Here is a 10,590-nt window from a genome sequence, read left to right on the forward strand (position 1 = left end):
GCCGCTGTAGTGCGGTGTCGATAGCGACGGGCCCCGGCCCGTGGCTGGCACAGGTCGGGGCCCGAAATGCGGTTGGGTCAGTAGAGGTCTTTGGACAGCACCGGCCAGGAATTCTTGAGGTCGTCCTGCCAGTAGCCCCAGGTGTGGGTGCCGGTCGGGGGCAGGTCGAAGGTCGCCGGAATTCCCAACTCGTTCAACCGGTTCTGGAGGTTGTGCGAGCACGCGCTCATCGCGGCCTCGATGATGCCACCGACGACGACGTGGTTGGCCACGCTGATCGGGTTGTACTTGTCATCACCCATGATGAACGGGTTGCCTGGAGCGTCGTGCTCGCCGGGGAGACCGCCGCCTGCTGCGACCCACAGGTTCGTGCCGCGCAGTTTGTCGGCGTGCAGGACCGGATCGTTGGCTTGCCACAGCGGGTTGTCGGCGGGTCCCCACATATTGTCCGGGTTACCGCCGCCCCAGGTTTCGACCGTGGTCTGCACGAACTTCTGGCCGACCGGATCGCTGGTCTGCGCACAGCCGCTGTAGGCGGCGACATTTTGGAACAGGCCGGGCTTGGTAATGGCCAGCATCAGCACCGATGTCCCTGCCATCGAGTAGCCCGCGATCGAGTTCTTGCCGTTGGTGCCCAGTGCCGCGTCGATGATCGGCGGCAGCTCCTCGGTGTAGAAGGTCTGCCATTTGTTGACGCCGAGCACCGGATCGGTCGCGCGCCAGTCGGCGAAGTAGCTCCACCGGCCGCCGATCAGCTCGACGACATTGATGTTCTTGTCGCCGAGGAATTCCTTGGCGTCGGTCTTCTGATCCCAGGAAGCGTTACCGTCGACGCCACCGCCTCCTCCGTTGACCAGATACAGCGTCGGGCGCGGGACCGAGTTGTCCGCGGGCAGATCAACCAGGACCGGGAAGGTTCGATCCATGGCCGTGGAGTGAATCTCGAGCTGCAGTTTGCGGTCGCCGCGGGTCTCTACTTTCTCGATGTAGGAACCGTCCGGTGCCTTGGCCGCGCTGTTGATCGGTGCGGCCGAGGCGGCAGGCGCCATCAGGCTCACTCCCGTGCCGACGACCGTCACAGCGGCGGCCGCCGCAACGAGATCTCTGAATCGCATACCGCGTCACTCCTGAATATCGCATCCGCGCAACGTTCGAACCTGTTTGGCTGATCCACCAAACGGGCAATCGTTACTACCGTAGATCGAATCGGACGCTGGATGCGGCGGGAAGCCCCCAGTCCTGGGGGTCGCTGAGCGTTGCGGCCGAGAGTGGCATCACCTTCGCCAGAAGAAGTGATGCACCACACCGCTGGGGCTCGGGATGTGCTCGAGATGAAAACGGTCGGTGAGTTCGTCGGGGCTGGTCCACAATCGTTCGCCGCGGCCGAGTTCGGTTGAGGCGACGGCGATGTGCATGTTGTCGATGAGATCGGCGGCGAGGAACTCCCGGACCGTGGCAACACCGCCGCCGATGCGCACATCCTTGCCATCGGCCGCGTCGAATGCCTGCTCCAGTGCCTCTTTCGGAGACGCGTCGAGGAAGTGGAAGGTGGTATCGCCGAGAGTGATCGAGGGGCGCACATGGTGGGTGAGGACGAAAACAGGTGTACGGAACGGGGGTTCGTCGCCCCACCAGCCTTGCCAGTCGTAGTTCTCCCATGGTCCACGCTGTGGACCGAATTTATTGCGCCCCATGATCTCCGCGCCGATGTTGTTGGTGAAGTCGCGGGTGCAATAGTCGTCGAGACCGTAGGTGCCGCCGGGATCGGTTCGGTTGGGCCAGTGGGCGGTGGCGCCCGCCCAGGAGAAGAGCGCGGTCGGATCGGCGTGGCCGAATGGGCGCTCGCGGCTCTGCCCCTCGCCTGCGCCGTATCCATCGCTGGAGACATTGAAGTTCTGAACTCGGACCAGTTGTGTCATTGGCATCCCTCCTGATTGCAATGTGCAATCGGTTGGGAATTTACCTAGACTGATCTCATTGTGCAATCAGTTAGGCGTGACCGCGCGGATTCAATGGCCGAACTCGAGTGCTCACTGACCGCTGAAGCAGTCGCCGAGTGGCTATCGCCGCAGCTCGAACAGCTACCGCTGGTGGACATCGTCGGCCCACTGGGCGAGTGCCTGATACAGCCAGTCGAGAGCGGTTCCCGCGGTGGTGGTTCCGATTATCTCGGTGCTGAGTCTCCAGTAGCGATGGATGCGCGGGTCATTGTCGGATGCGTTGTCGAGGAGTCGATGTCGCAGGTGTGGGGTATCCCGGTCGCGACGCGCGGTGGCGTGCGCGTCGATGAACCGATCGAGCTCGGGGCCAGGGTGCGGGCGGGTGAGCGAGTCAACGGCCGAGCACGCTTCGGCGACCCCGGTGACCAGTGCGAGTTTGTCCTGGATTCGGCTCGGATTCGTCCGCCAGAGTTGCCGTGACATCGCGGCGGTGCACGCGGGATCGGCGACGTGGGTGATGAGTTCGGCGAAGGCGACCATGTGCTGCGGGGTCGGATTCTCGGGTAGGTGCGGGATGTTCATCGCGACGAATCCGTCGAACAGTGCCGGTGGGATCGGGGCGAGTAGTGTCCGCCAGAACGTCACCAGAGTGTCGTGTGCGCGGTACCGATCTTGCACGGACGCAAGCAGCTCCAATCGTCGGGCGCGTTCGGCGGGTGGCGCTTCCTCGACGGCGCGCAGCGATGCCCGCCGCCAGGACAGCAGGCCGAGTTCGGTGTCGAGTGCTGCGCGTTCCGCGGCGATCGCATCGTCAATTGTCAGGGTTGCGGCGAGAACTTCGATGATCGCCGACAAGCCCAGGCCGAACATGCGTAGCCGACGCACCAGCAGCACCTGATCGACCGCGGTCGCCGGATCGAACAGCCGATGCCCGCCGCCGCTGCGCCGCGATTCCAGAACGCCGTTGTCGCAGTAGAAGCGGAGTGTGCGGACTGGTACGCGGGTGACTCGCGACAGCTCTCCGATACTCACGAGGCCGTCACGGTGTGTGTTCTCGGTCACATTCGCTGGAACCTCCACCTCGGTGGAGTTCCTACCCTACTGGAACACCAACCGGGACAAGGAGATACGCGATGGCCCAGGACACGATGATGAGTGCCGACCAGATCTGGTGGGCTGTCGCCGCCGAGCGAGCCGGTCTGGTCCAGCTATTGGAGCCGCTGTCGGAAGCCGACTGGGACCAGACTTCACTGTGCGATGGCTGGCGCGTGCGCGATGTCGTCGCACATGTGGTGCTGTCGGCCCGCGCCTCCATTGGTTGGATCCTGATCAATGTGATCCGCGCCCGCGGCAGCCTGGACCGGGCGATTCGCGATACCGCCATTCGCCACGCAGAGCGCCTCACGACCCAGCAACTGCTCGGCGAGTTGCGCGACAGCATCGACGCACGGATCACGGCGATCGGCACGACACCGGCCGACCGCCTGATGGACCTCCTGGTGCACGGCCAAGACATAGCCGTCCCACTCGGCATCACCCATGACATGCCGGTAGCCGTCGCACGAGTGGCAATCAACCGAATCTGGACAATGGACGCACCATTCCACGCCCGCAAGAAGTTCAACGGCTATCGCCTCGTCGCAACCGACACCGACTGGTCCGCCGGCGTCGGATCTCCCATCACCGGCCCGGTCGCCGCCCTGCTCCTGATCACAACCGGTCGCCAGCACGCATGGGACAAACTCACCGGTGCCGACGCAGCGCGGTTCGCGCAGTCGTAGTGGTGTCCGAGTCGGTGATTCAGTTCGTGGGGTGGATGGCCTTCGTCGCGTATAAACGCGAAATTTCTTGCTGGGAATTGACTGGCAATGTCGCGAGAGGTTGCCGAGAGTATCGCGCAGCTGATTGTGGGCGCCTTTGGGTGGCAGTAGCTTTCGTTTGCTGAACGTTGCTCTACGAAAGGTCGAACCGATGATTCTGCTCTCCCTCTTGGCCGCGACCGGAAGTGCTGCCGCCGCATGGGCTACCGGAAGTGCCGCGATGGGTGTGGGTAATAGCGGCATTCTGCAGTAAGCCGAGGGACCGGGCGGGACGGCACGGACGCCGCCCCGCCCGATTCCTATTGCGCGGTGGAGCGGAAGCCGCGCAGGCGCAGGCTGTTGCTGACCACGAAGACCGAGGAGAACGCCATGGCGGCGCCTGCGAGCATCGGGTTCAGCAGTCCGGCCATAGCCAACGGAATCGCCGCGACGTTATAGGCGAAGGCCCAGAACAGATTGCCCTTGATGGTGCCGAGGGTCCTGCGGGACAGCCGGATCGCATCGGCGGCCGCCCGCAGGTCACCGCGGACCAGGGTGAGGTCGCTGGCCTCGATGGCGACATCGGTGCCGGTGCCCATCGCCAGACCGAGGTCGGCTTGGGCCAGCGCCGCGGCATCGTTGACGCCGTCGCCGACCATCGCCACCACCTTGCCTTCGGCCTGCAGCCGCTTGACGGTGTCGACCTTGTCGGCGGGCAGCACTTCCGCGATCACCTCATCGATACCAACTTGTGCCGCAATGGCTTTCGCGGCGGCGGTGTTATCCCCGGTCAGCATGATCGGAGTGAGTCCGAGCGCCTTCAGCTGCGAGATCGCTTCGGCAGAAGTGGGTTTCACCGCATCCGCGACGACGAGCACGCCGCGGGCTTTACCGTCCCAACCCACCGCGACGGCGGTCTTGCCATCGTTTTCCGCTGTCCGCATGGCCCGCTCGAGCTCGGCGTCCAGCCGCTGTGACCAGTCCGCGAGCAGCCTTGCCCGCCCGACGATTACCGCGTGGCCGTCCACCACCCCCTGCACGCCCAGGCCCTCGATATTCGCGAAATCCTCGACCTGCCGCAGCGTGGCGACCTTATCCCGGGCCCCCTTGGCGATTGCCTGGGCGATCGGGTGTTCCGATGAATCTTCCAGCGCACCGGCCAGTGCCAGCACCTCGGCGGTGTCCTCGCCCTCGGCCGCAATGACATCGAGCAGTGTCATCTTGCCGGTGGTGACGGTGCCGGTCTTATCGAGCACCACGGTATCCACCCGCCGGGTCGACTCCAGCACTTCCGGTCCCTTGATCAGAATGCCGAGCTGCGCACCGCGGCCGGTGCCGACCAGCAGTGCGGTCGGCGTGGCCAGCCCGAGGGCGCATGGGCAGGCGATGATGAGCACCGCGACCGCGGCGGTGAAGGCCGCGGCGACCGAGCCGCCGCTGCCCAACCAGAATCCGAGCGTCGCGACCGACAGTGCGATCACGATCGGCACGAAGATCCCGGAGATTCGGTCGGCCAAACGCTGTGCTTGCGCCTTACCGGTCTGCGCGTCCTCGACCAGTTTCGCCATCTGAGCCAGCTGGGTATCAGCACCGATTCGATTGGCACGCACTACGATCCGACCGCCGACGTTGACCGTCGCGCCGACCACCGCATCCTCGGGACCGACCTCCACCGGCACCGATTCGCCGGTGAGCATCGAGGCGTCGACGGCCGAGGAACCCTCGACGACCACACCGTCGGTCGCGATCTTCTCGCCGGGCCGCACCACGAAGGTATCGCCAACCCGCAACTGCTCGACCGGAATCCGCTGTTCAACGCCAGCGCGCAGTACCGAGACTTCCTTCGCGCCGAGCTCGAGCAGCGCCCGCAGCGCCGCCCCGGCCCGCCGCTTGGAGCGGGCCTCGAAATAGCGTCCAGCCAGGATGAAGGTCGTGACGCCCGCCGCGGCTTCCAGGTAGATGCTGCCGGTGCCGTCCATTCGCGCAATGGTCAACTCGAACGGATGCTTCATGCCCGGCATACCGGCCGTGCCCCAGAACAGCGCGTACAGCGACCAGCCGAATGCCGCGAGCGTGCCCATCGATACCAGGGTGTCCATGGTCGCGGTGCCGTGGCGCAGGTTGGCCAACGCGGCCCGGTGGAAGGGCAGTGCCCCCCACACCACGACCGGCGCGGCCAGCGTCAGCGAAAGCCACTGCCAGTTGTCGAACTGCAGGGCGGGCGCCATGGCCAGCGCGATGACCGGAACCGTCAGCACCAGCGAGACCAGCAATCGGGTTCGCAATGCCGCCGTCGGATCGTCATCGGCGGCGGTTTCCGCGGGTGCCTCGATCTTCGGCAGCGTGGCGGTGTAACCGGCCTGTTCGACGGTGGCGATCAGCTGCTCCGGTGAGATATCACCGCTGAAATCGACCCGCGCCTTCTCCGTCGCATAGTTGACCGTCGCGGTGACGCCGTCGAGCTTGTTCAGCTTCTTCTCGATGCGATTGGCGCAGGATGCGCAGGTCATGCCACCGATCACCAATTCGACCTGTCCGGCTGATGGTTGTGTCGCGGTGGTCATCGTGTGCTCCGTTCTCTGCGACTCGGGGTAGTGATCAGTGGCCGTGTCCGGCAGGTTCCGCCGCTGGGACGGGTGCGGAACCGGCGGCCGATAGGGTGAATTCGGCGGTGCGAACCACGCCTTCGTGCTGGAAATCGAGGAAGAGTCGGTAATCGCCCGCGCTCGGGGCGTCGACGTAGAAGGTAATGCCTGGTCCGGCTGGGGTCACACCATCGCCGGGGCTGCCCTCCGGATGGACGTGTAGGTAAGCGAGGTCGGCGGCGCGCAGTGCCACGAGGTGACCGTAGGCGCCGAGGTAGGGCTGCAGATCGGTGACCGGTTTGCCATCGCGGCTGACCGAGAGCACGACCTTCGAAGCCTGGCCCGGCGTGACCGTGCCGTTCAGCGCAACGGTGTACGCACCGACCTGCGCGGTTGTCGATGGCGCGGGCAGTGCCTGCGCGTCGTAGTTGCCCGCGACCCGCAGATCGGCACCCAGCGTCAGGTTCTTACCGCCATCGGGTGTGAAGTCGGCGAAAACGCGGTAATCACCGGCCCGGGTGAGGTCCAGCGGAACGCTCCAGGTTCCGGCCTGGTCGAGCACCGGATGCACGTGCTGGAAGGCGGCCATATCGCGGCGGACCACGATGAGGTGCAGATCCTTGTCGTGGCTGCGGACGTAGCTGGTGACGGATGCGCCGTCGCGATACAGGATGCGAAACCGTAGCGCGACATTCGGCGCAGCGGTGGTCTGCGGGGTGTCCAAGCGCAGGGTGTAGCCGTTTTCGCTGGCCATGAGCCCCGCGGGCAACTCTTCACCCATGGCCTCATGTCCCTTCGAGTCGTGTGCGGACTCGGAGGGTTGCGGGCCGAGCGCCGCACCGACGGCCAGTGCGATCCCGAAGACCGCCGCGAGACCGAGGGTGAAGCCGGTGAACTTGCTTGCTGCGTTCATCAGGAGGCTCCGTTCGGATCATTCGGCGGGCCGTCCCGTCGAACTGGGCTCTACCATACCCCCCTAGGGTACATTGTCAAGCGAGTACCGGGTCAGGGTATATCGATATGACGGGAGCCCGGTCCGGTAAACCGGGCCGGGCTTGGGTTGACGACCCTCAGGCTTCTGGGCGGTGAGTGACCAGAGCCACCGCGGGCGCCGAAACAACCTGCACCTCGGCCGACTCCCCAACCTTGACGTGCAGGAATCCACCCTCGATCGAAACCTCGACATCATCGATCGCACGCACCGGCTGTCCATCCCGGTCGAGCAGTGAATATCCGTCGACCAAGGCGACTTTGGTGGCCTTACGCCATTTCGCGCTCATCATGGCGCCTTTCGTTGGTGCGGCCGGCGGGAAGTCCAGTTCCGGCTCGGCGACGTGGTTGAAGTAGTTCGACAAGATATTCAGCGCGATGTGGCCGACCGCCTCGCTCAACTCGGCATCGCTGACGCCGCGCTCACGGGCCGAGCTGATGACGCGATCGTCGACCCGGCCGCGCGACCGCAATACCTCGCGCGCGACCTGCAGTACCGCATCCGCGTGCGGATCATCGGCGTGCGCATCGCGGGTTGCCGCGATGGCTTCCTCGGTGAAGCCCATTCGGCCCGCTCGCATGCTGTGCGCGGCAACGCAGTAATCGCAACCGTTTTCACTCGCGACCAGCAGAGCCAGTTGTTCGCGGATGCGCGCGGAGAGCTTGCCGCGGGTCAGTGCGTCGCGCATGTTCAGGTATCCGCGCAGTGTCGCGGGGCTATTCGCCATCGCGGCGTAGAGGTTCGGAACCCGGCCCAGTTGGCGCTGCACCTCGGTGAGCAGGTCGGCCTGCTCGGCGTCGGCGGTTTCGGTCGATACAAGCGGTAGCCGAGACATCGTGACTCCAAGTTCGAACGTGATGGTACTGATCGGTACCAAATTGGGACGGTACTGATCGGTGCCGAATATGTCAAGAAAGATGGTACTGATCAGTTCCGTCCTGTACGGTGAAGCCATGGCAACACAGGCCAGGCAGCGGTTACTCGTCACCGCCGAGGAGCTCTTCTACGCCGAGGGCATCAGGGCGGTCGGCGTAGACCGCCTGCTCCAGGAGTCCGGCGTCGGCCGCGCGTCCTTCTATCGCCACTTCGCCAGCAAGGACGACCTGGTCGTCGCCGTACTCGAGGACCGAGATCGGCGCTGGTTGGCGTGGCTACGCGAATCCGTCGAAGGGAAGGCGAGCGATCCGGCGGACCGTCCGCTCGCGGTCTTCGACGCGCTCTCGGAACGCTTCGCCCGCAACGACTTCCGCGGCTGCGCCTTCATCAACACCATGGTCGAAGTGGCTGATCCGGGCTCGGCGGCCCATCGAGCGGCCGATCGGCACAAGCGGCGCGTGGTCGAATATCTCGCCGAACTGCTCACCGCCGCGGGCCGATCCGATGCCGAGGAGTTGGCCGCCGAATTCGCGCTGCTCGTGGATGGTGCGATAGTCACGGCTGTACGCGAGAACTCCCCGGCCGCGGCCGACCGTGCTCGCACCATCGCGCACCGTCTGCTCGCGGCGGCCTGACCGCGCTACCTGTCGCTCGGGCGACCTCTCGGCAGTGTGCGGCAGATACCTCGGTGTCGGTAGGTATTCCTGCGAACGCACGCGATCCGCACAGCCCCGAGCTGGTCAGGCGGAGTGGAGATGGCGGGCGGTGGGGGAGGTTTCCGTGGTTGCCGGCTCCGGGTAGGTGCCGAGTAGACGGTCGGCGGTTCCGGAGGTAGTCACGGTGAACCAGTAGTGCTCGTTCTTGTAGTGGTGGTGGCGGTGATTGCGCCAAACAACCCGGTAGAGTGAGCCTTTCGGCTTGTAGTCGGTGTGGATCAGATAGTGCGTCCATTCGTAGGCGAGGCCGAGGGCGGTGATCATCAGCAGGAACGTCAAGCCGAGGCCGATCCGGGGGAAGGCCAGGGTCGCGATCGCGATCAGGACGACGACCAGTACCGACAGCGTCTTGGTCGGGATGAAGATCAGCGGGATATCGCGCGGATCCACGTGGTGCTCACGGTGCTTGCGCGCCAGTTCGCTATCGATCGGAATCGGACCGAGTTGCCTGGGCCGCCAATGCAATACCGTGACGTGCACGATCCATTCGAAGATCGGAAAGACCGCGAGCATGACCGCGGGCACCAGCGCATCGCTCAGTTGCCAGTCGCCCATGATGATTCGGGCGACCAGCGCCGCCACCAGGGTGGTGCCGATCAACCAGGGCGACGGGTGCCGGATGAATTCGCGGAAGGCGGCGGCCAGAGTGAGGCCGCGGCGCAGGGGCCGACCGTCCTGACGTTCACGGGTTTCATTGCTGGGTGACTGAGGTTTCGTCATGGTCTTTCCTCGATGGAGCCAGTCGGTGCTGCCCATTCGGTGGCGCACCGAGCGATATTCCGATCCGCTGCGGGTGATCCGGGATTGCCTGGCCGAATCGCGTACGTCGTCAGCGATCGCTGGTTTCGGTGCCCTCCAATACTTCGATCAGGGCCGTAGTCGCCGGTTCGAGCAGCGCCCGAGCGGTGCTCATGGCTTGTTCCGGCGCACCGGCCTCGATGGCGGTGGCCAGGTTTCGATAGGCGTCGACATTGCCCACCTCGGTGGACATGATCGGAGCCAGCGCAGCGAGCGCGGGTTCATAGGCGGCGCGCAACATGTTGAACATCAGCCGGAAGACGATGGAGTCGGCGGCGTCGACGACGTGATCCCAGAACTCCATCGCATGCCGTTGCGCTGCGATCGGATCCTGCTCGGCCGCAAGCGCTTCGACGGTGCGATCGAGGGCGGCGCGCACGGTGGCGGACTCGGTTTTGCCGAGCCGGATCGCCGCGAGTTCGGCCACCTTGGGCCCATTGTGCAGCCGGGCCTCCAGAATGCTGCGCACCACTTTCGGTTCCAGCTCACCGGCCTGAATCAGCAGCCGTGGTAGCACCTCGAGCCCGGCCCCGCGCCGGTAATCGAGCACGGTGGTCGCATCCCCTTGCCGCACGGCCACCAGTCCGGCCGCCGCCAGCCGTTGCAGTGCCTCGCGTACCGCGGGCCGCGAAACGCCCAATGCCTCCGCCAACTGCCGCTCACTGGGGAGCGTCGCGCCAGGCGCCAACTCTCCGCTGAGCACATCCGCCGCGATCTGCTCGAACACATCGCCTGATACCGACCGCTTGATCACCGGTTGCAACGCCATACCGTCACTCTCCGCCAAATAGGTCAGGAGGTCAAGTGGTCAGACCAGTTGCCGGCGCGCGCGACGCCCCGGGGCCACGACTCGTGCGGTCGGCTGATGTCTGGCCGCCGCCCAGC

Annotated in this window: 10 protein-coding genes; 2 read left to right on the forward strand and 8 right to left on the reverse strand. The window is 65.3% G+C overall.

Annotated elements, in window-relative coordinates; genetic code table 11:
* Positions 1-77 precede the first annotated feature (77 nt).
* The 3 genes from ACQP2U_RS01030 to ACQP2U_RS01040 form a co-directional block, all read right to left on the reverse strand.
* Positions 78-1,115 (reverse strand): alpha/beta hydrolase, encoded by a 1,038-nt coding sequence (locus ACQP2U_RS01030; RefSeq protein ID WP_433712938.1) that lies wholly within the window; start codon positions 1,113-1,115, stop codon positions 78-80.
* A 159-nt stretch (positions 1,116-1,274) separates the two neighbouring features.
* Positions 1,275-1,919, reverse strand: a complete 645-nt coding sequence (locus tag ACQP2U_RS01035) for a dihydrofolate reductase family protein (protein WP_433712939.1) — start codon at positions 1,917-1,919, stop codon at positions 1,275-1,277.
* Between the two features lie 162 nt (positions 1,920-2,081).
* Positions 2,082-3,002, reverse strand: coding sequence for a MerR family transcriptional regulator (locus tag ACQP2U_RS01040; RefSeq protein WP_433712940.1), 921 nt, complete (start codon positions 3,000-3,002; stop codon positions 2,082-2,084).
* Between the two features lie 71 nt (positions 3,003-3,073).
* Here ACQP2U_RS01040 and ACQP2U_RS01045 point away from each other — a divergent pair, with 71 nt between their 5' ends.
* Entirely contained in the window at positions 3,074-3,721 is a 648-nt protein-coding gene (locus ACQP2U_RS01045; protein WP_433712941.1) for a maleylpyruvate isomerase family mycothiol-dependent enzyme, read from the forward strand.
* Positions 3,722-4,059: 338 nt separating this feature from the next.
* Here ACQP2U_RS01045 and ACQP2U_RS01050 read toward each other — a convergent pair whose 3' ends face one another.
* The 3 genes from ACQP2U_RS01050 to ACQP2U_RS01060 form a co-directional block, all read right to left on the reverse strand.
* Positions 4,060-6,303, reverse strand: coding sequence for a heavy metal translocating P-type ATPase (locus ACQP2U_RS01050; protein WP_433712942.1), 2,244 nt, complete (start codon positions 6,301-6,303; stop codon positions 4,060-4,062).
* Positions 6,304-6,337: 34 nt separating this feature from the next.
* Complete coding sequence (locus tag ACQP2U_RS01055) at positions 6,338-7,237, reverse strand: hypothetical protein (protein WP_433712944.1); 900 nt, start codon at positions 7,235-7,237, stop codon at positions 6,338-6,340.
* 157 nt (positions 7,238-7,394) lie between these two features.
* The gene (locus ACQP2U_RS01060; protein WP_433712945.1) at positions 7,395-8,150 is read right to left on the reverse strand and encodes a carboxymuconolactone decarboxylase family protein; all 756 of its coding nucleotides are present in this window, start codon (positions 8,148-8,150) and stop codon (positions 7,395-7,397) included.
* 118 nt (positions 8,151-8,268) lie between these two features.
* Here ACQP2U_RS01060 and ACQP2U_RS01065 point away from each other — a divergent pair, with 118 nt between their 5' ends.
* Complete coding sequence (locus ACQP2U_RS01065; protein ID WP_433712946.1) at positions 8,269-8,826, forward strand: TetR/AcrR family transcriptional regulator; 558 nt, start codon at positions 8,269-8,271, stop codon at positions 8,824-8,826.
* Positions 8,827-8,931: 105 nt separating this feature from the next.
* On the opposite strand, the gene ACQP2U_RS01070 is transcribed toward ACQP2U_RS01065, so the two are convergent.
* Positions 8,932-9,627, reverse strand: a complete 696-nt coding sequence (locus tag ACQP2U_RS01070; RefSeq protein ID WP_433712947.1) for a sterol desaturase family protein — start codon at positions 9,625-9,627, stop codon at positions 8,932-8,934.
* A gap of 109 nt (positions 9,628-9,736) precedes the next feature.
* The gene (locus tag ACQP2U_RS01075) at positions 9,737-10,474 is read right to left on the reverse strand and encodes a FadR/GntR family transcriptional regulator (RefSeq protein WP_433712949.1); all 738 of its coding nucleotides are present in this window, start codon (positions 10,472-10,474) and stop codon (positions 9,737-9,739) included.
* Between the last annotated feature and the right edge of the window lie 116 nt (positions 10,475-10,590).

The sequence above is a fragment of the Nocardia sp. CA-084685 genome (assembly GCF_050955785.1).
Classification (GTDB): domain Bacteria; phylum Actinomycetota; class Actinomycetes; order Mycobacteriales; family Mycobacteriaceae; genus Nocardia.

Coding starts and splice junctions, on each gene's coding strand:
- ACQP2U_RS01035 (WP_433712939.1), bottom strand. CDS start 1,919: ATGACACAACTGGTCCGAGTTCAGAACTTCAATGTCTCCAGCGATGGA.
- ACQP2U_RS01065 (WP_433712946.1), top strand. CDS start 8,269: ATGGCAACACAGGCCAGGCAGCGGTTACTCGTCACCGCCGAGGAGCTC.
- ACQP2U_RS01030 (WP_433712938.1), bottom strand. CDS start 1,115: ATGCGATTCAGAGATCTCGTTGCGGCGGCCGCCGCTGTGACGGTCGTC.
- ACQP2U_RS01075 (WP_433712949.1), bottom strand. CDS start 10,474: ATGGCGTTGCAACCGGTGATCAAGCGGTCGGTATCAGGCGATGTGTTC.
- ACQP2U_RS01055 (WP_433712944.1), bottom strand. CDS start 7,237: ATGAACGCAGCAAGCAAGTTCACCGGCTTCACCCTCGGTCTCGCGGCG.
- ACQP2U_RS01070 (WP_433712947.1), bottom strand. CDS start 9,627: ATGACGAAACCTCAGTCACCCAGCAATGAAACCCGTGAACGTCAGGAC.
- ACQP2U_RS01050 (WP_433712942.1), bottom strand. CDS start 6,303: ATGACCACCGCGACACAACCATCAGCCGGACAGGTCGAATTGGTGATC.
- ACQP2U_RS01045 (WP_433712941.1), top strand. CDS start 3,074: ATGGCCCAGGACACGATGATGAGTGCCGACCAGATCTGGTGGGCTGTC.
- ACQP2U_RS01060 (WP_433712945.1), bottom strand. CDS start 8,150: ATGTCTCGGCTACCGCTTGTATCGACCGAAACCGCCGACGCCGAGCAG.